Origin of the sequence: Anaerolinea thermophila UNI-1, from assembly GCF_000199675.1 — a bacterium.
Classification (GTDB): domain Bacteria; phylum Chloroflexota; class Anaerolineae; order Anaerolineales; family Anaerolineaceae; genus Anaerolinea; species Anaerolinea thermophila.
Map to the genome: position 1 here is coordinate 1,834,064 of NC_014960.1, position 22,527 is coordinate 1,856,590.

A 22,527-nucleotide genomic window follows, 5' to 3' on the forward strand; every position below is an offset into this window, starting at 1 on the left:
TTACCCCTCATTCTCCGAGATTTCAACAAAGCGGAAATACAAATCTCCCAAATGGGTTGCCCATCGGTTATCCAGCAAAATGGTCAAGACCAATCCTGGGGGTACACGCTTAACTACATTAACCGCAGCATACAGTTCTTGGGCGTGAACATGCCCCTGAGGACTCAGTTTTGCCAGTTCTCTCATCATGTTACGGGTAACGTGGGCAAGTGAGGTGCGATGTTTGGCATTCTGCCAAACCTGATCCAGTGCATTCTGGTCATTAATGACCAGCGCCATGCGTTCATCAAACAGTGTGCTCACATTGTGTTTCTGCATGGCGAAAACGATACCGCCATCAGAACCTACCAGCACCGTTCTCATCCATTCACGTGTAGGGCGTTTCCGATTGGCTCGAATAATTACCTCACCGGGTTCTACCCCTTTTTGAATAGTGATCAACGCACCAGGAATACACTCATTCTTCAAATACCAATCTCTTAAACCGTACACATACCGGTGAGGACGAACCACCCAGCCAGAAAATTTTTCTCCCGAGTGCCCGTCTACAAAGGTAAACTGAACTCGGGGGGATTCATAAGCCGTTGGGAAAAATCGATAAAATACATCGCATAAAGGCAAAGTTCCCGACCGAAAATGAGGATACAACAACGCAATTGTGGCTTCATCTTCTCCAACTTTTGGACAAATTTGAGGATCTATCTCATCCACCACAGAACCCTCAAATTGTTCGAGAAGTGGAAGCACTCGCTGTTCATCGTAAGGTTGGGGAAAGTATTGAAGGAAAGCAGGCGGGGTTTGAACTTCTGCCGGCTCCAAGCGCTTTAAGAACCACAAAATTTTTCCTGCAGGTCCTACTTCATCAAACCGTTCATCTTCCTGTAAAGCCAGATTGAGTGAAAACTCAATGAGTTTAGCATTTACATCCTTTGGCAAGTCCAATTGCTCCATAAGAGCGCGAGTGGACAAAGGACCTCCACCCTCCATCTCCAAAATGGCTTCTGCAAGGTTAAGATGTCCGACATGAATATCCACCAGCAGTGCGCGGGGGAACCATCGTCCGGCAATACGAACCAGGTCTGGATTTGACGATAATTGCTCTTCAATACGCCGTTGTAAAACTGAACCATACTGGCTTAAGATGGTATTTTCATCCAGAGACAAATCTTCGTCGGACTGTAATGTCATCTCATTCAAAGCATGAGCATCCAACCCCACGGCAAAAGACTTAACCTCCCCGCTTTCCAGTTCCACCTCCATAACCTGAAACGGAGGGAGGTCAGGGTTGTAGCCCGGACGTACTTGAAGAACTTTTCCCTTTTGCCAGTTTAAGGCAGGAAACTGAATAACCTGTCCAACAGAATAAACCTCTCTGGGATAGTAAATTGCCCCAGCGTCGGCTTGTTTTCTTTTAAGGTTTTCTTTTTCACGACGAATCCGCTCTGCAAGAATAAGACGTACCAATTCCTCGGTAGTCAAAGGAATCTCGGTTTCCAAAAGGTGATTGTAAACAAATTCAAGGTCTTCTTCTTGAATTTGAAATTCTCGCCAGTACTGTTCCCTTAAGCCCAACTTCCTTCCATTCATGTTTCACCCACGTCCTTCGGAGTCGTTTCCAATTATACTTGACATTTTAGGGAAAACTTTGTTCCAACCACTGTTGAGGATTAACCTGAACACCATTTGCCCAAACTTCCCAATGTAGATGCGGGCCGGTTACTCTTCCAGTGCCCCCAATCAGCCCAATAAGTTGTCCAGGTTCTACTTTATCACCCACGTTTACTAAAATCTCCTGTTGATGCCAAAAACCACTGAAAACTCCCCAACCGTGGTCGATGATGGTGGATTTCCCCCGAACAGTAAGATCTCCTGTGTATACCACCACTCCTGCGGCTGGGGCTCGAATATTCAAATTTGCACAAACTCCATAATCCAGTCCGGTGTGAAAGTAAGTGTAGGGACTTCCATTGTACGAGCGACGATTGCCAAATCCCGAACGAATACAGTAAGGCTCATCCACAGGTAAGGCAAACATCCCATCCCATAATTTTTCAGGGGTAACTTTGGAAACAATTTCCCGAATTAAGTCATCTTCTGGTCTGGTATTCTCGGGAGCAATCGTAGCAGGGTCCACAGACAAAGGCGGATCCTGGGGATAATATCCGCTCATTAGAATGATTTCCTGCTGAAAACTGAGGGTATTCCCATCTGAAGTTTTCACTTGAAGGCTAAAGGGAATAAGCCCCGGATTGGCCATTGCGTGGATTCCCTGAATAGCGACAAATTCATTTTTGCGATTTTCAAAAAATTCCAGCGCGCGATCATTCAGAGACCCGGAAATTTCCACTGGCTGTGTAGTTTGAACGGTGATTACAACGGTGCGCCCCTGCACTAAAGGGAGTGGAGAAAGCACAATGGACTGCACAATCGGCATAAGAGGATTGGGCGTGGGTGCCTTTTCGCTCGAAAGAGAATAGAGCATTTCACCTGATAACACAGTCTGGGTACTGAGTTGCTGGTGTGATAAAGCAATGCTCCAGGGATTGAGGTTTTTCTCCACAGCCACCTGAAGAAGACTTTTCTGGGGTGATAATCGTCCTAAGCCCTCATGATAAATCTGAGCCTCTTTCTCAGGCACGACAAGATTAGAGCCGGCATATACTTCAGCCGGGCTGGTAATTTTATTGAGTCTGATCAGCAAATCCCTGGAAACATTTCGAAAACGTGCCAGATCATCCAAACCCATTCCCAGAGGGATTGCTTCTGTACTTAATACACCACTCACCCCCTCCAATCCAGGAATAACCACCTCCATACCGGCTTGAAGCAAATCGGGGTTAATAGAAGGATTAGCAGTAATCAACTCGCTCAGGGGCACATTGAAACGCAGAGCAATGGTGTACATCGTATCACCGGATTGTACAATGTATACTGGGGCAGACGGAGTTTGATCCTGAGCATGTACCCCAAAGGGATTAGAAAATAAAAGCACAATTACCAGAAAGAAAAGGAAGCACTTTTTCATGATCATAGGGGTTCAAAAGAAATTTCATCACCAATATGAAAATTTTTCAATTGAGAAGGATGTACCTCCAGAATATATTTTGCCGGAGCGGAAGGCATCAAATTAGATTGCCAGCGATGCGCAAGTTTTTGGTCAACTACTTTCATGGAAGAATTAATCCACACAGCCCCAATATCAAACCTCATAAACAGCATGTGAATAGAAGCACCTATGCGCGAATCGCCGGCTTCAACCAGCAAGAGTCCTTCTTTTTCATCCAAAGCAGAAGAAAACATCAGCCCCTTTAAACGGCAAAAGAAGCGATCACAATATTTCGCTGTAATCCATGGGGAATATGGATGGGTATGATTAATGACGCGAACGAGCAATTAGGCTTTCACCTCACGAAGGACTCGGTCAACGCTATCCAGCAACTCTTGAGGGCGGAAAGGTTTGCAAATGTAATCCTGTACTTTGGCAATATGCAAGCCGAGAACGCGATCAATATCCTGTGCCTTAGCAGTAATCACGATTACCGGAATGTGTTTGGTAGATGGATTGGCTCTCAACTGCTGATAAACTTCCCAACCATCCATACCAGGCATCATTAAATCCAGCAATATCAAATCTGGAGGGTCATGGAAGATCAAATCTAACCCTTTCTGTCCCCCATGAGCCCCCTTCACTTCAAATCCCCGGGGGGTTAAGATGCGGGTAACGAGGTCAATCAAATCCAGATCGTCCTCAATATACACCACCACAGTTTTTTTATTCGCTTCTTCCATAACGCCCTCTTGACATTAGTTTACCATAATGTTCTGGAGATGATGCAAGAAAATTCACGACGTTAAATAATTAGAGCGGCCTTCACGCCGCTCTATCTCACATGAACCTTTTAGTTTTTCTGTTGAGAGGCTTTTTTGATGAGTTCAACAACCTCTGGGAAATCGATGCCTAAACGACGCACGGTCTCCAACGTAGGAACCCCGTTTTGATCCCATCCCCGGCGCTTATATACAGCATCCAGAAGTTGTTCATAGCGTTCTTCACGCATTTTTCTCAACGCCCTGATTTTCTCTTCGGTAGTCATGCTCGTTGGGTCTATTCCTGCCTCGCGGAGTTGCTCGTCATAACGTTCTCGCCGCGACTCGTACTCTTGGGCTGTTACAGGTCCCATTGCCCGATACGGAGGACGATCCCATTTTCGCGTTCCAAATCCCAGACGCAAATTGAACAATCGCTGGAAATTGTACACCTTCTCCGATTGGAGGATAATCCCGTCAATATCAATAGGCTCTCCCGTTACCCCTTCATATAACCAGGTGTAATTTTCAACATGTTCCGGCACCTTTTGAGGCTCTTTGGCAGTTTTGTTGCTTTCAGGAATAATATCATTCCAGGGGAGTTTACATAACCCATGAATGCTGAACCAGGTACGCCACATGGGGAAGTAATGCAAGGCTTCTGCCTTTGCCTCAAAGGTAGGCAGTTGTTTGTGAACCATCTCCATAAAAATAAGCCACGCTTCATCATGTTGTGCGCCTTTATTTGCCATGGCGTATCCGCCTTGCTGAGCAAGGGATTCCTTCGACATATACTCGGAGATTTCCAAGCCTTTCACTTCCATGCCGATATCCTGCATCAATTGGGGATCGGCGCCGAATTTTTCCACAAAATAATTCTTCATGAAACGAACGCCATGCCCTACAATGACACCAAAACCTTCTCCGCGTGCCATTTGATGAATTAATTCAAGCGCTACATCAGCATTCCCCCAGGTAAGTTCCAATCCTCCGGTAATTTCTTTATTAAGAATCCCATACTCATAGCACTCAAAAGCAAAAGCAAGGGAATTTCCCAGAGAAATCACATCAATCCCATACGTATCCGCGTAGAAACTGATTTCCAATACATCTTCGGGATTGAAGATTTTCAGATTTGAGCCAATGGCTCCCAGCGTCTCATACTCGGGGCCATCCACACGGACGGCTTCCCCTTTGTAAGGGCCTGTGCGCAAATGAAAATGCGGCACACTGTGTGCACAAGACATACTACATCCATACCAGCATCCATCCGGATACTTGGTATCAAAACGGGCTTTCCAAACCTCCCCATTAATCCGACTGGCATCTGGATGAGAGCCATAGCGGAAATTTTCAATGGGAAGCAAATCAAAACGATTCATGATCTCAACCAGATAAGGCGTTCCTGTATGTCGCATATCATTTTGAGAGGCATCAAACAAAGCAATTTCGCGATTAATCCTTTGTCCTGCCTTTCTCAATAACTCTGGTTTGGCAGGGCCATTGCTCAGGGGACCCATCTGACTGTAACGCACCACAATTGCTTTGATGCGTTTATCCCGCATGACACGCCCCATTCCGCCCCGAGCAGCCTGCTTGATGCGGGTATCCTTTCGTTTGGGGTCGTAATAACTGATGTTCAAACCACACATCGGAATATGATCAGCCGCCTGGCCAGAAGATATTACGGAGATAGAACGCCAATCCTCTTCGTCTTTTGCATACATCTCGGTCAACTGGCGGTTTAGAATGTGCGTATCCAGCACTTCAAGAGGTGCTTCTTCCACCCGAACAATGCCTTCGTCTCCGTCAATGAAGATGATGACATCTTTATCGGCTTTACCTTGAATTTCCAGCGCATCCCAGCCTGAGAATTTCAAATAGGGGCCAAAATATCCACCCCCATTACTATCACAGACGGTGTGCGTAAGGGGAGAAATTGCCAGGACGGTGCACTTCCCTGTGCCTGGATATTGGGTGATTCCTCCTATAGGACCTCCCGTAATAATCAACTCATTCTCGGGGCTATCCCATCGGGTTTGGGGGGTGGTAGCATTCCACAGAAGCCATAATCCAAATCCTCTGCCACCGGTGAAGGTTTTTTTCATCTCTTCTGTCACCGGTTTGCTCTGAATCCTCATTTCACTCAGGTTGATATAGAGAGTCCGGTTTGCATAACCGTGTACCACAGGCAGAATCTCATATTGATATTCTGCCAGCAACCGGTGAGATTGGCGCAGAACATCCACACTTGGAATAGCCATATATTCTCCTTGAACTAAAGGGGTAAAAGAATAGCCTCTGAGTTCAATTATAATAAAAACAACTTTCCTTCCTTTTTGCTTTTGTCACTGGCTTTCTCGATAAAAGTAACTTTCTGGAGTCTTATGAACTTTGCTGATCAACTGGATATTTACTTCGAGACTGTAACAAAATTGGTGGGCGAATTTTCGAAAAAAGGAAGGAAGAGAGAAGACGGGGGGAGAGGAGGGAATTACGGGAGGGCTCATGCCCAGAACTGACAGGCAACTGTGCTTCCGCGGAGCAACCCGGCGGTGGTTTTATATCGCCTGGCTTGCTGGGCGCGGCTCTTGAGCCTGCCAATCATCTGTTCCGTGCGATTATTGGTCCAGGGAATACCCACATCAGCATAGAAAGCCACATAGCGTTGCCAATCACGCGATAAGCGCAGGATCAGGTCGCGGAGTTTTTCCAGGGGCGTGCGTTTTCCTTCCGGTGGTGTACTCCTGCCCGGCAGGGATTTCCACAGGCGGTGTAAGAGGCGGTCTCCATGCAATGGCAGGTCGCGCAGGATTTCCTCGACCTTTTCAAGCACCCCCTGCCAGGCTGGATCCAACTCAGCCTGTAACCCCTTCAAAGCATGCTTTACCCAGCGCCGCACATGAAACTGACAGACCTGATGCCCTATCTCCAGTTCATCGGTCAGTTGCTTGTAGATCGCCAGATCATCGCTCACGATGGCGCCGATGTCATGCATCTCTTTCAACCGTTTCAGCCAGGTGAACAGAGCCCGGCTGTCTTTCTCGTCTACCTCGGCAACCTCCAGCAGACTACCATCTCCCAGATCCACCGCCACCATCACTCCTTTGCCTCCCACCCAGGCTCCATCTACCCCCACCACCCGCACGCTTTTCCATTTCAATTCCCCCATCAACTTTTCCCCCTCTGCCTGTACATGCCGCCACCCGCTCATATGACTGAGCCTCAGCCCAAAGATCCTCAACACCCCGGCTACCCTGCGATAACTCAATCCCAGTGACCACAGGATCACACTCAATTTCTTCAACCGTTCACTGTGCCGTCCATTGCCTACCCCCTCCGGATAGTCCCGAAAGGTGCGCCTGCACCGTGTGCATCGATACCTCACCACCTCGACATGACGAACTTTGACATCCTCGATGCGCCTTTTCTCCACTCCCCATCGCTGGAATGTCTCCCCCTGACAATATGGACAGCGCTTCGGACGAGCAGGCTTTTTTCGTTTTACCTGTGGCAGTTGGAGTATAATCTTCATGGAAGGGCTCCTGGAGTTGTGATATCAATATCTTACAGGATCCCTTCCTTTTTTTCCCTTTCTCCACCAAGTTTGTTACAGCGTCTTTACTTCAGAGCCCGTTTCACCCTTGTCATTATTCAATCCAATGAAGAAGAGAGGGTCTTGCACTCCATTCGATCTGCCTGCGAAAAAAACCAGCGTGCCTGCTTGACCTGGGACGTAGCAGATTTTTTTCAGTGGCTAACCTCGTCCAATCAACCCCTGCCAACAGCACGAGATGCTTTGACTGCGCTGGAACAAATTGAGAAGTTTGATCCCGGGAATCAAACAGTATTTGTGTTGAAAGATTTTCATGAAGTTTGGAACAATCCGCAAATCAAGAGAAAACTCAAAAATCTGGCTCAACGTTTGAAGTACACACGGAAAACGATTCTTATTACCACACACACATCTCGGGTACCTGAAGAATTAAAAGATGAAACGGTCATTTTGGAGTTTCCTCTTCCTAAAGCAGAGGAATTACAGGATGTCCTGAACACCCTGTCGCAAAATTCCGGCGTCCGTACCCATCTAACCCCGCTTGGTAAAGAAAAATTAATCCAAGCCGCTCTAGGGCTCACCACCTCACAAGCACAGCGGGTGTTTGCCAGAGCAATTGTTACCGATGGCATTCTTGACGATAGAGACATCGATCTCGTCACAGAGGAAAAACGACAAATCATTCGTGAAAGCGAGGCTCTGGAATTTTATCCGGCGACCTACACTCTGGCAGACATAGGTGGATTAAAAGCCCTGAAAGAATGGTTGCGGATGCGAGAATTAGCCTTTTCCCAACGCGCACGTGAGTATGGTTTGCCCGTCCCCAAAGGGATTGCCCTCATCGGTATTCCAGGAACAGGAAAAAGCCTGACTGCCAAGATGATCGGAGGCTTGTGGCACTTACCCTTGCTACGGCTCGACGTCGGGGCACTGTTTGGAAGTCTGGTAGGTGAATCTGAAGAACGAACCCGGCGAGCGCTCCACCTGGCGGAAACCATTGCCCCATGTATTCTGTGGATAGACGAGATGGAGAAAGCCCTGGCGCATGGTGGATTGGATTCGGGTACAAGCACCCGGGTGTTCGGCAACATCCTTACATGGATGCAGGAAAAAAGTGCCCCTGTCTTTGTTGTAGCCACAGCCAATGACATTAGCAGTTTACCCCCGGAACTCTTACGCAGGGGGCGATTTGATGAAATTTTCTTCCTGGATTTGCCAAACCACGAGGAGCGCATGGAAATTTTTTCCGTTCACTTGCAAAAACGCAAACGTTTACCCGAAGATTACGACCTGGAATTGTTAGCAGATCGGTCGGAAGGGTATGTAGGCGCGGAAATTGAACAAGCAGTAATTGATGCAATGTATATCGGCTTCAACGATGGCGAACGAGAATTTACTACCGAAGACATTCTAACTGCCCTGAAAAGGCAGGTTCCTCTTTCGGTATCCCAACGCGAAATTGTAGCGGCACTCCGGGCATGGCTCCGCGAGGGCAGGGCACAATCGGCTTCAGGTTCTCTGCAAGAATGATTCTTTCGAGTTATGAATGCACTCCTCCATGGAATATCTTCAATGATTCTCTCCCTGATAGAGGTATTGGGTTTAAGTTTTCCTTCATTGTCCATCCCTCTGATTGAGATTCTGGTATTCTTCGTCAACATAGGAAGCAAACAAGCCATTCCAGTACTTTCAAAAATTGCTACGATTCGCGACTCGGATAAATTTGTTCAATCTGTGATACTCCAAATTCAAGGGATTCATAGGAAAGAAGGAATACAAGGGCTATGGGAATACTGGTATGCCTCAAGAAATGACCGACTCAGCCGGTTGTTAATTTCCGCTGGGCTTATTCCCGATCCGTCTTCACCGCTAGTGGCGTATGCCTGGATATTAAAGGGCGAAATGAACAAGATTACCGAAATTCCTCCTCAACTCTTACCCGCCCTAATCCAGGCAAGCAATGACTCCAATCATCAAATTGCAGAATTTGCCCAAAAAGGGTTATCACATTTGCGCCATAGAGGTACCATAAAAGCCTTTTGCACTTATTGGCTTGAAACACGTAACCCCCTTGCGGAAAAAATTTTGGTCTCCTCCCGGTATTTACCCGATCCTTCGCAAAAAGGTTATATCTTCGTTGCTTTGAAGACAAACAGGCTTACCAACGTTATGGACGCTTTACCGGAACATGCCGAGGAATTAATCCAGGCATGTACCGAGCCAGATTCCGAAATAAGGGAACGCGGGCTCTCCTCTCTATCATTTTTACGGAATCCGGAAACCATTCACCGCCTGTTTGAACTTTGGTGGGAAAAACGTTTTTCCTGTCTGGAAGAGTGGATTTTGCGAGGTGTCTTTTTACCCAAACCGGGAACACCAGTATGGTTGGCTGTAAACTTGAAACGCCACAGGGACATCTTACCTGAGGAAATTCCACTGGATCTGGTTAACACCCTTGTGCTCCTGTGTTATGACCAGGATAGCGAAATTCAGACAAAAGCACGAGAGTTAATTTCCAAATTAACGTCTCAACACATCAATCGTTTAGCAGAATTAGCCATGCAGGGAGAGCAGAAAGCACTTGATCTGTGGCAAGAATACCACCTTACAAGTTCAAAACCAGAAATACAAGCCTGTATGCTTCTACTGACCGAACAATTGGAAGCATATTTTCAATTCGACTATGACCTGCGATTAATGCAAGTCTTTTACCAAACGACAACCCCAGAAATCCGCTCAAGAATTACCCGCCTGATCCAGCGGCTTGGGCATCCCTCGCTGGTCAAAATTCTGGCAGTTCACGAAATCCGGAAAGAACTGCAAAGTTTTCAACCAGAAGTTATTGAGACGGCTATACGCATCTATACCGAACACCAACGCCTGGATGAATTGTGGACTCTGGTTTTTCAGGTCCCAGCCAAATACGGCATTCGAATTTTGAGAGATCTTTTCAGACAAGAGGAATGGAAACCCAGCAAGGAAGATGAATTGTTTTATGAGTTACGAAAAGAATTTTATGAGTTCCAAGTAGAAGACATATCAAATATACAAGAAAAGATCCCGCCTCTGATCCATCTGGCAACTGTCAGAGTCGGTGGGAGAGTCAATGACTTTGCCGTGATACCTCAATCCCATCTGATTGCGATTGCAACGTCAAATCAGCAAGTCATTTTGTGGGATTATCAACAAGCCAAAATCCAAAAACGAATAAAAGGTTTCTCTCATTCTCTAGCCAGAATCATTGCCCTTTCCGAGAACGGTCTCATTGTCGCAGAGAGAAGTACAGGAAGTACCCCTTGTGGAATTTATGCCATCAAACAGCATCATCAGATAGAAAAAATTGGTGAGCACCCAAACGCTATTGTCGGGCTCTTCCCACTGAACGCTAATCGCTATGTAAGTGTCTACAAGAATGGAGAAGTTTATATTGGAGATCTTACAACGTATCCATCTACTCCCCAATACATTGTGCCTTTTCCGCCAAAAGCAGTAGCCATTGACGCCTCTCAACAAAAGGTTGCTTTTATACAAGAAAAATACCCTTATCTTCTAGATTTACACACACTTAAATCAGTGCATGGAGAATACAACCAAATAACCAGACAAATAGATAGAAATGTTGCTAGTTACATGACTTTCTCCCAGTCAGGAGATGCGCTTCTAGTTGGCAAAAGATTTGGGGATGTTATTCTTTACCCCCGCACATCCAAAACCCAATTAGTAGGAAATATAACTTTCCCTGTGATTTTTATTGGTTTTATCCCGGGTATAGAAAAATATCTTGCTATCGCGAGGAATGGAAATATTTTATGGCTGGATACTCAATACAATCTCAGCAACATCAACATGAAAAAGATTCCCGAGGAGGACATTACCTCAGTGGAGATATTTGACGATGGACAATTTATGGTGATTGGGCATGCGCATCGTCTTTTTACTTTTTGGGATTTAAGAAGCAACTTTTTCCATCGCTGGTTGGAACAACCTTTGTCTTCCTTAACCATTGAGGATTTATTGACTATTCGCTCATTCAGGTTAAATCCCCATCAACCTCTCCCATTAAAATGGTTGCTCACCTTCTTAGACCTGATCTTAACTCATCGTTACCAATATGATATATTTATTGCCGAACCCGTCACTATCAAACCTGGAGAATTTGATATTTTGATTGAGAACAATTCTGATTAAAATGTTTAGAAAGGTATGGCCGGTAGATTAGGTATTGATTTTGGTACTTCCAATACAGTCCTTGCTCTGTGGGATGAAACATCCCACCAAGGAGTCCCCCTCCATATTCCAGAATATGGGTTCTCTCAAATACAAAATGGGGAAACCATCTCTATTATTCCTTCCCTTATTCATTATGCAGAAGATTCCCGCATTTGGATTGGACAGCAAGTCATCGAACGCAGTCTCCAGGAATCTCCGAGAACGTTGCGCTGGATGAAAAAATACATCAGCAACCGCAGTCCCATTCGATTCAAATTAGGAGATCGGGAAATCACTCCCCAAATTGCAGGAAAGGATTTCTTAAGCACGATACTTCTTTTTGCAAGTCAACAGATCGACTTCAAGGAAGAAGAAGTCGCCCTCAGCGTGCCTGTAGAAGCCTTTGAACATTATGAGAACTGGCTGGTCTCGGTTGCTGAAGAAGCAGGCATGCCACGTTTCAGACTTATCGATGAACCTTCTGCCGCCGCTCTGGGGTATGGCGCACAAATTCAACCCGGAAATGTGTATTTAATTTTTGACTTTGGCGGCGGCACCATGCACGCCTCTGTCATCCTGATTGAGAGTGAAGACAAATCACAAGTGGGCAGGCGCTGTCGGGTTTTGGGGAAGTCGGGGAAGAATATTGGTGGCACAACCATTGACCAGTGGTTATTCCAGGATATTTTGCAGAAAAATAAACTTTCCGATGGGGATCCCCGATTACGTCCCTGGAGCACTGCTTTGCTGGTAGAATGCCAGCATCTTAAGGAAAATTTATCCTCTCAAGAAACCGCCTCGCTGGTTTTCTCACCTCCCGAGTCCGATTTAGAATTCTCAGCTTCTTACACCCGCGAGCAATTCGAAGCCATTCTGGATGAGCACGAGTTTTATCTGCAGTTGAATCACCTCATCCGCTCCGCCGTTCAATCCGCCGCAGAAAGAGGGTATAAGGAAGATGAAATTCAAGCCGTGCTTATGGTAGGAGGAAGCAGTCAAATTCCAAGCGTTCAACGCACCCTGCGCCAGTCCTTCGGAAAGGAACGCGTTTTCTTCAACCGTCCCTTGGATGCAGTTGCCAGAGGTGCAGCCGCGTTTGTTGCAGGTATAGACTTTTACGACTATATCCAGCACGATTACGCAATCCGTTATATTAACTCCCAAAAACAAAGTTACGATTATTATCCAATCGTAAAGAAGGGTACTCCTTACCCTACTCGTGAACCGGTAAGTCGCCTCTCTATAAAAGCCTCTTACAATGGACAAACCCGTTTGGGAGTTGCCATCTTTGAAATTGGCGAAAAACGTCCTCAAAACTCAACCTCCTACGAACTGATTTTTGACCCTAACGGAAGCGCGCGACTTACTCCTCTCTCCCCTCAAGACATCGAAGAACGTACTTTATTCTGGATGAACGAAAACTCTCCAACATTCCTTAACGCCGATCCTCCTGGGGTTCAAGGAGAGCCGCGTTTTGATGTAGAGTTCAATATCGACGCCAACAAACGTCTCCTGATCACTGCGCGGGATTTAAAGACTGGCAAACTTGTATTCAAAGAGTTTCCGGTAGTGCGATTAACATGAAAGAAAGGATGAAGCATGTCTCATTTTTCCCGCATCCAAACTGAGTTGATGGAAAAAGAATATTTGCTCCTGGCTTTGAAAGACCTCGGAATTGAATATCAGGAGGGTGAGCTGACCATCCAGGGCTTTGCAGGCACTACCATGCCGGTGGAAATCCGTATTCCCTTGAAATTCAGTTTTGATATTGGCTTTCGCAAAGGAAACAACGGCTACGAATTGGTAGCAGATTGGTACGGGGTTCGAGGGCTTAATCGTTATCAGTTCCTCAAGAAATTGAAACAGCGATACGCCTACCACGTCACCCGAGCGAAACTGGAAAAACAAGGGTTTGCATTGGTAGAAGAAGAAGTTAAGGAAACCGGTCAAATCCGGCTTTTGCTGCGCCGCATGCAGTAATGAAAAGAGGAAAACATGGAAATTCAAGAAATCGAAGTGGTAATTTTACCAGATGGCAAGGTTGAAGTGAGGGTGCGCGGGGTCAAAGGGCAGGCATGTCTTGAACTTACAGCAGAGATGGAAAAAGCCCTGGGAGGGACCATTCTCTTACGCGAAATGACCCCAGAGGCTCAGGAACCTCCAACAGCAATCGATCAATCTGATACTCTTTCGCTATCTCAATGAATACTTACAAGGTTCCAGAGTTAAGGATTCACGCCATCCTTCCAGAAAGCGTTGCAAATGGACCGGGAAAGCGAACAGTCATCTGGGTGCAAGGATGTTCTCTGGGATGTGCGGGTTGTTTTAACCCCCAAACACATTCCTTTCATCAGGGCACCCGGGTAAATCCTTTGGAGTTGGCTCAAGAAATTTTGTCACAACAAACTTCCATTGAAGGGATTACTCTTACCGGGGGAGAACCTCTTTTCCAAATTGAGGCTTTGGAGAGTTTGCTTTCCACGCTTCGAGCGAATAGTTCTCTCTCAGTGATTCTGTTGACCGGTTTTGAATGGGATGAAATTTTTCGGTTGCAAGGGGATAGATTGTTTCCATACGTAGATGTGATTATCTCCGGACGTTTCATCAAAGAAAAAAGGTTAGCCCAGAGTTTTATTGGTTCTGCAAACAAAGAGTTCCATTTCCTGACTACACGATACTCCTTAAGTGATTTTCAGGACGTTCCTGTATGCGAAATAACCATTAGCCCCGAAGGGAATACTTTTATCACTGGAATTGATCCTTTGGCATGGTAACCTCAGAGGATTTTTCGGTTTCAGACTTAAGAGCCTTACTCGAAGAAAATATTGACATTTTTTCTTCCGACCAAATTCATTACTTGGTTCAAGCAGGCTGCATTCTCCTGCTGGAAGAAAAGGCAACGGAAGAGGCTATCCAAACGTTATACCAGATCTCAGAAAACGGCAGCGCAGAGATCTCCAATTTTGCCACAGAAGCATTGAAGCGACTGGCAAGCCAGGAAAATGAACCTGCAGTGGATGCCCTTTACCAGCTTGCTCTAAAGGAAAACCAGCAAGGGCTGAGACAGTGGCTCCTGGCAAAGCCCTATATTCCTCAGCATCTGGAATTGAAAGTTCTCCTGGAATTCCTTGTGGAAGAAAATCCTCAACAAATTGACCGTTTGCCTGCTTTAACTCAGGCGTTTTTTCAGTTTTACTCTCTCGAATTACAAAATACCCTTCTGCTTCATACCAAGAAAACTCCTTTTGAACGATGGATTCATTTACTCATCATCATACAAAACCTGAGTGATAGCGATATTTTCGAAATTGTCAATCAATTCAATACTCTTTCAGAGATCGAAAGAAAAGCATTGACTGATGCCCTCATCCGAAAAGCGAAAGAAGGCAGTTCGGTCGCTTTTGATACTCTGGCAATGCTTCACATTCACTACGATTTACCAGAGATTGTGGAATTTCTGCAAAGAGAAGAATACTTACCCCTAGAACTTCCTCTACGTGCCCTTTACCTCTTTTTTACCAATCAGATTGAAGAATATCTGCAAAGTGACTATGAGTTCTCTTCTCTACTCGATACTTATCAGCGTGCCTCAAAGAGTCTGAGACACCGTATTCTTCAACAAGCGCGACGCATCGGTCAGGTTTCCTGGCTTCAAAGGCTGGGCTCTGAGAAGGGAGAGGTCCGGTTTCTAGCCGACTTAAGCGACCACGAATGGGAAGAAACATTAAGCCACCTCAGCCAAGCAGAAAGATATGAAGATCTGTGGCGATTGGCACAACATGCGTCTCCTTACTGGAGTGTGGTCATTCTGACACTCTTGCAAAGGAAAGAATGGCACCCCCTTCCCCCCCCCGAACATGAAGCATACGTCGAGTTATGCGCTTTAGCCCAACCCTGCACAGAAGCGCTCCCTAAACCTGCCCTGGTAAATACCCTGTATTCGCCGGAAAGACTAATTTCTTCCCTTGCTTTTGATGTCTCCGGGAAATATCTTGCCGCTGGAAGCAGTGGACAAACAATTTTCGTTTGGAATCTTCCTGAAGGAAAGATGCTCATTCCTGCACCTGCTGCTCCTTATCCGAACCATCGAGCGGTGCTGTTTAGCCCGGACGGAGAATTTCTTGTATCTGCCGGTGGCGATCACCGATTACGCGTTTTCCGCATGACCACCCAAAGCGTGGTAAAAACCTTTGAAGGACATCGCGGGCAAATTCGCAGCATCCATTTTTCTCCAGATGGAAAGATACTATACAGCGCAGGATTTGATGGATCGGTGCGAGCCTGGCGCTTTCCAATGGGAACAGAACTTTATCAAAGCAGTTTCCCAGAAAAGGAAATTTTCGCCATTCTTCCCTTTGCAGAGGGACGTTTGCTGGCTGTGGCTGGGTATTCTCCCAACATCAGGATCCTCAGTTTACCCGACTTAAAACAAGTCCATAGCATACCGGGTTGCGCAGAAGGAAATTTTTTCCTTGCAGGGCATTTCTCATCCGACTTTGTGATTGCAGGAGGAAAAGATCGGATCTTAAGAACCTGGAATGGAAAAACGGGGAGTTTTCTCTGGCAGTTTGGACCACTAGCCTCTCCGCCAGTGGGAATGTTTCTGCACCCGGATGGGGAACATCTCCTGTATGGCACTCGTTCAGGCACTTTAGGATTTATCCGGGTTTCCAATCCTACCGCTGCCACCCAGGTTCTGATTCAGGAGGATACCTTTTCTTCACTGGCATTATCTCCAGATGGAGCGTGGATTGCAGGGGTAAATGATGCGGGAATCATCCATTTATGGGATAATACTTTATACCTCTGGACACGTTTCGTGCATCGTCCAGGAAGCACCTTGCCAATTCAGGATCTTGAAGACAGGATGAACAGGGGAAGGGTTCCAAGAAGCGAACTTCCCTGGGCGAAATTCATCCTGGCTTTCTGGAAATGGATTTCCCGATTTGATGTGGAAGTCGAAGCCCCTCAATTGATCTCTGCGGGAGAATTTGACATCGAGATCTGAGACATGACCATACAATACTGGCAAAAAAAAGTCCAACAGTGGTTTACTACCCCTGAAATTTCATCGGATATTCAACGGCGAAACTTCATCAATGTACAGGTAGACGCTATTGGTGTAGGTATAGCCAGTGCCGCTGCTCCCTTCCTCCCGGTATTTCTAACACGGTTGCATGCTTCATCCTTTGAAGTAGGCTTACTGACTTCGATGCCAGCCATCACCGGCTTAATATTATCCATCCCTCTGGGACAGTTCCTTCAACGACAGCGTCAAATCGTTCCATGGTTCAGCCTTGCCAGGCTTCTGGTCATTGCTTGTTATGCAATGACCGGATTGATCACATTTGTTCTTAAAGAGCATGCCGCGGTTATCGGAATCTTAGCCATTTGGGCTTTTGCCACTTTCCCACAAACACTTCTCTCCATTTCTTTTAATGTAGTGATGAACTCCGTAGCAGGACCCGTGGGACGCTACGAGTTAATGACTCGACGATGGTCGATTCTGGGACTAACTACAACGCTCACCGTTATTCTTGTTGGACAAGCCCTGGACCGAATCAAATCTTTCCCTTTGAATTATCAGATTGTTTTTCTAGCCCTTTCTATTGGAGGGTTAATCAGTTATTACTTTTCCAGCCACTTGAATTTACCCCCCCAAGAGATCCCTCAAGAACGCCCAGCATCCTTACGTGAAGGGCTACGTGAATTTTTACATCTGATTCTTGCAGAAAAACCTTTTGTTGCGTTTAACCTGAAGCGGTTTGTCTTTTCTATCGGCACGACCATGGCAGCCCCACTGTTCCCCCTCTATTTTGTCCGTCAACTTCATGCTCCCGACAGTTGGATTGCTACCATTAACACTGCGCAAACTGCCATCTTAATCCTGGGCTATTTCTTATGGACCAGACAATCCCGGAGATATGGTTCACGGCGAGTATTGCTTGCCACCACATTCGGAGTATCTCTTTACCCCGTTTTGACAGGATTAACTCACACAGTGTGGCCCATTCCTTTCTATGCCGGCTTAGCAGGCATTTTTCAGGCGGGATTGAATCTTGTATTTTTCGATGAACTCATGCGAACTGTACCGGAAAAATACAGCGCAATCTTCGTGTCCACAGCCCAGAGTATTCAATATGTATCCTCAATAATTGCCCCATTCATTGGCACCAGTTTAGCAAGCGTTCTAGGCTTCAATGCTGCATTGATCATTAGTGGCGCAGTAAGCCTGATAGGCTTCCTTCTCTTTACCATTGACAGAAAACATTAAGAAATTTCTCATAAACTCTTGAATCATAGTTACATTATGTCTTATTAAGAATATAATGGGACTTGTTTAGTCGTATTACAGCAAGGATGTTTGCATGAGGACATCTAACAGACCTAAGATAAAAGAAACAAAAAAGCGTTTTCCGTTTACTCTTTTGCTTAGCGGAATAGGGCTTATCCTGATCGGTTTTTTGATGTGGCTTGCATTAGACAATTCAAACAAACAAGCCGTAAAGTCAACACCAGATCTCGGTATTCCCTTCCCAAACATCCAGAGAGTTTCTCTTGACGAAGCCAAGCGTGCTTTTGATTCTCAAAGTGCAATCTTTGTTGATGTCCGTGACTCAAATTCATATGCTCAACAACATATCAAAGGGGCAATTAATATCCCCTTAGGGGTATTCGAATCACATTTAGATGAGTTACCCAAAGATCGCTGGATTATTCTCTACTGTACCTGACCTGCGGAAAACAGTTCAGCCCGTGCGGCTGATATTCTTCAGAGCAAAGGGTATGAGAAAGTAAATCCTTTGTTGGGTGGGTTAAGGGCGTGGGTAGAAGCCCAATATCCTACTGAACCCTGATTATTGTCACTCCGATGAAAAATCGGAGTTTTTTTTAGATTAAGAGTGATGTTTGACCAATTCCAATCTCTATCCAATCCATTACAATAAGAGCAACCAATCTGTTTTCCACCTGGGAGGGGTATGCGTAAAGAAGTTGTCTTAATTACCGGAGCCAATGGCGAAATCGGTCATGGACTCATCACCTACCTGGGACAACAGGGCAATGTAAATATCATTGCTCTGGATGTTCAGCCACTGGATGAAGAACTAAAGCCCTATTGCATGCGCACCATTCAGGGAGATATTCTGGACCAAATGCTTCTTGGAAGAATGGTTGTTGAATTTGAAATTCGAAGTATTTTCCACCTGGCATCCATTCTCTCTACAAAAGCAGAGTACAATCCCGAAACAGCCCACCGTATCAACGTAGAAGGAACTTTAAATCTACTCCGCCTTGCAGTTGAGCAATCTCAATGGCAGGGGCAACCTGTCAAATTTATCTACCCCAGTTCCATTGCAGCATACGGTATTCCTTCACTGGAAGTTAAGAATTCTCTGGGAAAAGTAAAAGAAAACGAATGGGGAAATCCCATTACGATGTATGGATGTAATAAACTCTATTGTGAGCACTTAGGACGATACTACGCCTACCACTACCGGCAATTGGCTGCTGAACCAGAGAAAAGCAGTATTGATTTCCGTTGTCTGCGCTTTCCTGGACTTATCAGTGCGATGACAGTTCCTACAGGGGGGACAAGCGATTATGGCCCTGAAATGCTCCACCACGCGGCTCAAAATCTCCCTTATAAGTGCTTTGTCCGTCCCGATACACGACTGCCGTTTATGGCAATGCCCGATGCGGTTAAAGCCCTTTTGATGCTCCACGAAGCCCCCAGAGAAAAACTGACGCAAACGGTTTATAATGTAACCAGTTTCAGCCCTTCTGCGGAAGAAATTTACCACATGGTCCTGAAGTACTTCCCCCAAGCACAGGTGGAGTTCTCTCCCCACTTGAGCCGTCAGCGAATCGTTGATTCCTGGCCAGCCGACATTGACGATAGTGTTGCCCGGCAAGATTGGGGGTGGAAGCCCGATTACGACTTTGAGCGCGCATTTGAAGAATACCTTATTCCTGCCATTCGACAAAGATATACCGCCTAACCTTCATGAGGAGAGCCCCATGAGTGAACAACCTGCTGGAACCACACCTCGACTTGAGGCAGACGAGAAAATCTCTCATGTGATGATATATACCCTCTCGGGCATCTACTGGGGTGAGTTAATCACGAAATCCATCATTCGTGTCAGCACATGGTTAAGAACCAACGCTGTTCCCGATCGTATTACATTACATAACGCCAAAGGTATGATCACCACAGGTGGACAGGTCAGCCCTACTTCATATACAGAGCTCCACATTTCATTGTCTCAAATTCAAGCCTTTCATTTGATTCCTCCAGAACAAGACCCGATTGACTACGATCCCACAGAGCCCAATCGGAAGATGGAGCCTGTACTGATTCTGCTCAGTTCTTTCCAATTCAAGGGCTATCTCCGGCTATCTACCACCTCCACTGTTAAGAAGTTTCTTGATGTCACCCATGAACTTTACACTCCGATTTACGATGCGGAGATTACCAATCTTTTACTCCCCAATTTGGGGAGTATAAAAGTTCCATACACATTAATTCGACAGGAAACAGCCATCTTTGCCAAGCGATAGCCGTAAGGCAGTTTAAAAATGTCTCCGCAGGATCTATTCCCCTGCGGAGTTTTTTACTCTGGCTCATACAAAACCCTCAGGCGAACAGGAGAGATTAGACTTCCTTCACCTCTTCCTGTCTCACCAGACACTTCCAGAAACGGGGGCTATTATGATAAATGTCGAACAAACTCGTTACTTTAGTAAAGGGAAAAATGCTTAAAATAAGATTGTTTGTGGCATCTTTGATGTGATAAAAAATATAAAAGATAAAGAAGACCAGAAATTGGAGGATACCGTGAATCACCAAGCATTAGATGGAATTATGACGCCGCGGTCCATTGCTGTAATCGGAGCATCCAGCACACCCGGCAAAATTGGATACACTGTTCTTTCCAACCTGATCAATCAGGGATATAAAGGCAAAATTTTCCCCATCAATCCAGGCGCAGAAGAAATTTTGGGCTTAAAAGCATATCCCTCTGTTCTGGATGTGCCCGAAGATATCGATGCCGCGGTGATTACCATTCCTGCAAAAATCGTTATCCCTGCTGTTGAGGAATGTGGTAAGAAAGGTGTCAAAGGATTGGTCATCATCACCTCGGGCTTCAGTGAGGTAGGGAAGCGAGAACTGGAAGAAGAACTTGTCCAAAAGGCTCATGAATATAACATGAGAATTCTGGGGCCCAATATTGTGGGCGTTTTAGCGAACTCCTCTGGAATGAATGCTTCCTTTGCCCCATATCTTCCCCTTCCCGGAAAAGCCTCTCTGGTCTCTCAATCTGGCGCTTTATTGATTGCAATTGACGCTTCCACCTATGTCCGAGGAGTTGGTTTTGATAAACTCATTTCCATTGGAAACATGTCGGACCTGGATTTTGCCGACATTATTGAATGGCTGAACGATGATCCCAATACTACAGCCATTACCCTTTACATCGAAGGGTTCAAAAATGGACGGCGCTTCATGGATGTCTGTCGGCGGACCAATAAACCGATCATTGCGTTGAAAGCCGGCGTTTCCTCTCACGGTGCGGCTGCCGCTGCGTCGCACACCGGTTCTCTTGCCGGTGCTGCCAAAGTCTATGGAGCTGCATTCCAGCAAGCCGGTGTGGTACAAGCCAGTGATCTGGACAATCTCTTTGACCGCACTCTTGCCTTATCGCTTCAACCGCCCATGAAAGGCGATAATCTTCTGATTATCACTAATGGCGGTGGTGTTGGTGTGCTCGCAACCGATGCAGCCGAAAAATACGGCGTGCCGCTGAAGTTTGCACCTGCAGAGGTTCAGGAAGAACTCAAGAAACACATGCCCGAATTCGGCTCTGCCAAGAACCCTGTTGACTTAACTGGCATGGCAGGCACTGAATGGTATCACAATGCGATTAAGTTTGCGTACGCGCATCCGTGGGTAGATGGTCTGGTGGTGCTGTACTGCGAAACCGCCGTAACTGACCCCATGGAGATTGCTCAGGGTATCAAGAGTGCCATTGACAACTCTGGCGCCAACGGCAAGCCTGTAACTGTGTCATTTGTAGGAGGCGAACGCTCAGATAAAGCCATGCGCTGGCTGGTAGATCATGGTATTCCGGCCTATGGAGCCCCTGACCGCGCAGTCAATGCGATTGCCGCATTGAACGAATATGCCCGCAATAAAACTTTGCTGGCAGAGCCGATTACACTTTGTGGCGGAGAGAACCGCAACGAAGCGCTTCAGATCATCGAACGCGCACGCGCTGAAGGACGTGACTCTCTCACAGAGATTGAAGCCAAGCAGGTGTTTGCCCTGTATGGTCTGCCCGTCACCAAGACCTTACTGGCAAAAACCGAGGATGAGGCCGTTAGCCTTGCCCGCGAAATTGGCTATCCAGTCGTAATGAAGATTGTCTCTCCCGATATTCTGCACAAATCGGATGCTGGCGGCGTAAAAGTCAATTTGAAGGATGAGCAATCGGTGCGTGAAGCCTTCCGTACAATTATGGCTAATGCCAAAGCCTATAAGGCTGACGCCCGCATTCATGGCATTGCAATTCAGGAAATGGCGCCATGGGGCACTGAGGTCATCCTTGGTTCCGTCAACGACGCTACTTTCGGTCCGACCATGATGTTCGGTTTAGGTGGGATTTTCGTTGAGGTGCTCAAGGATGTAACCTTCCGGGTAGCGCCTGTTTCCACCTCGCAAGCACTGCGTATGCTGGGAGAAATTCGTGGCGCGCCTATCCTTGCCGGTGTACGCGGTGAAGAACCTCGCGATAAACGAGCACTGGCAGAGACAATTTGCTCTTACTCCACCATGATTCTGGATCTGGCGGATGAAATCAGTGAGTCTGATGCGAATCCGGTTCTGGTTTATGCAGAAGGAAAAGGCGTGAAAGTGGTTGATGCTCGCATTATCTTGAAGAAAAAGTAAAATC

18 protein-coding genes are annotated in these 22,527 nt (G+C 46.3%); 12 read left to right on the plus strand and 6 right to left on the minus strand.

The window, feature by feature from the left end:
• The 6 genes from ANT_RS08220 to ANT_RS08245 form a co-directional block, all read right to left on the minus strand.
• Positions 1-1,587, minus strand: a complete 1,587-nt coding sequence (locus tag ANT_RS08220; RefSeq protein ID WP_013560046.1) for a hypothetical protein — start codon at positions 1,585-1,587, stop codon at positions 1-3.
• 46 nt (positions 1,588-1,633) lie between these two features.
• The gene (locus tag ANT_RS16280) at positions 1,634-3,025 is read right to left on the minus strand and encodes a peptidoglycan DD-metalloendopeptidase family protein (protein ID WP_172634599.1); all 1,392 of its coding nucleotides are present in this window, start codon (positions 3,023-3,025) and stop codon (positions 1,634-1,636) included.
• Between the two features lie 2 nt (positions 3,026-3,027).
• A complete protein-coding gene (locus tag ANT_RS08230) occupies positions 3,028-3,393 on the minus strand; it encodes a DUF192 domain-containing protein (protein WP_013560048.1) in 366 nt (121 codons plus the stop codon).
• Positions 3,394-3,789, minus strand: coding sequence for a response regulator transcription factor (locus ANT_RS08235; protein ID WP_013560049.1), 396 nt, complete (start codon positions 3,787-3,789; stop codon positions 3,394-3,396).
• A gap of 110 nt (positions 3,790-3,899) precedes the next feature.
• Positions 3,900-6,071 (minus strand): aldehyde ferredoxin oxidoreductase family protein, encoded by a 2,172-nt coding sequence (locus ANT_RS08240; protein WP_049784858.1) that lies wholly within the window; start codon positions 6,069-6,071, stop codon positions 3,900-3,902.
• A 242-nt stretch (positions 6,072-6,313) separates the two neighbouring features.
• The gene (locus tag ANT_RS08245; protein ID WP_013558534.1) at positions 6,314-7,342 is read right to left on the minus strand and encodes an IS66 family transposase; all 1,029 of its coding nucleotides are present in this window, start codon (positions 7,340-7,342) and stop codon (positions 6,314-6,316) included.
• Positions 7,343-7,414: 72 nt separating this feature from the next.
• On the opposite strand from ANT_RS08245, the gene ANT_RS08250 reads away from it, so the two are divergent.
• From ANT_RS08250 to ANT_RS08310, 12 genes are all read left to right on the plus strand, one after another.
• Positions 7,415-8,893 carry an AAA family ATPase gene (locus tag ANT_RS08250; protein ID WP_013560051.1) on the plus strand — a complete coding sequence of 493 codons (1,479 nt, stop codon included), beginning with the start codon at positions 7,415-7,417 and terminating at the stop codon, positions 8,891-8,893.
• A gap of 12 nt (positions 8,894-8,905) precedes the next feature.
• On the plus strand, positions 8,906-11,551 hold the full coding sequence (locus tag ANT_RS08255) for a WD40 repeat domain-containing protein (RefSeq protein WP_013560052.1): 2,646 nt from the start codon (positions 8,906-8,908) through the stop codon (positions 11,549-11,551).
• Between the two features lie 255 nt (positions 11,552-11,806).
• Positions 11,807-13,156: an Hsp70 family protein gene (locus ANT_RS08260; RefSeq protein WP_197534051.1), complete on the plus strand. Its 1,350-nt coding sequence runs from the start codon at positions 11,807-11,809 to the stop codon at positions 13,154-13,156.
• Positions 13,157-13,171: 15 nt separating this feature from the next.
• Positions 13,172-13,552, plus strand: a complete 381-nt coding sequence (locus tag ANT_RS08265; protein ID WP_013560054.1) for a DUF1257 domain-containing protein — start codon at positions 13,172-13,174, stop codon at positions 13,550-13,552.
• Positions 13,553-13,567: 15 nt separating this feature from the next.
• Positions 13,568-13,777, plus strand: coding sequence for a DUF2997 domain-containing protein (locus ANT_RS08270; protein ID WP_013560055.1), 210 nt, complete (start codon positions 13,568-13,570; stop codon positions 13,775-13,777).
• Positions 13,774-14,346 (plus strand): 4Fe-4S single cluster domain-containing protein, encoded by a 573-nt coding sequence (locus tag ANT_RS08275; protein ID WP_013560056.1) that lies wholly within the window; start codon positions 13,774-13,776, stop codon positions 14,344-14,346. The genes ANT_RS08270 and ANT_RS08275 overlap by 4 nt, the downstream gene beginning before the upstream one ends.
• Entirely contained in the window at positions 14,340-16,580 is a 2,241-nt protein-coding gene (locus ANT_RS08280) for a WD40 repeat domain-containing protein (RefSeq protein ID WP_013560057.1), read from the plus strand. The genes ANT_RS08275 and ANT_RS08280 overlap by 7 nt, the downstream gene beginning before the upstream one ends.
• Positions 16,581-16,583: 3 nt before the next feature.
• Complete coding sequence (locus tag ANT_RS08285) at positions 16,584-17,846, plus strand: MFS transporter (RefSeq protein ID WP_013560058.1); 1,263 nt, start codon at positions 16,584-16,586, stop codon at positions 17,844-17,846.
• A gap of 94 nt (positions 17,847-17,940) precedes the next feature.
• On the plus strand, positions 17,941-18,306 hold the full coding sequence (locus ANT_RS16285; RefSeq protein ID WP_013560059.1) for a rhodanese-like domain-containing protein: 366 nt from the start codon (positions 17,941-17,943) through the stop codon (positions 18,304-18,306).
• Between the two features lie 246 nt (positions 18,307-18,552).
• Complete coding sequence (locus ANT_RS08295; RefSeq protein WP_013560060.1) at positions 18,553-19,572, plus strand: NAD-dependent epimerase/dehydratase family protein; 1,020 nt, start codon at positions 18,553-18,555, stop codon at positions 19,570-19,572.
• Between the two features lie 19 nt (positions 19,573-19,591).
• Positions 19,592-20,134 (plus strand): hypothetical protein, encoded by a 543-nt coding sequence (locus ANT_RS08300; RefSeq protein WP_013560061.1) that lies wholly within the window; start codon positions 19,592-19,594, stop codon positions 20,132-20,134.
• Positions 20,135-20,411: 277 nt separating this feature from the next.
• The gene (locus ANT_RS08310; RefSeq protein WP_013560063.1) at positions 20,412-22,523 is read left to right on the plus strand and encodes an acetate--CoA ligase family protein; all 2,112 of its coding nucleotides are present in this window, start codon (positions 20,412-20,414) and stop codon (positions 22,521-22,523) included.
• Positions 22,524-22,527: the final 4 nt, after the last annotated feature.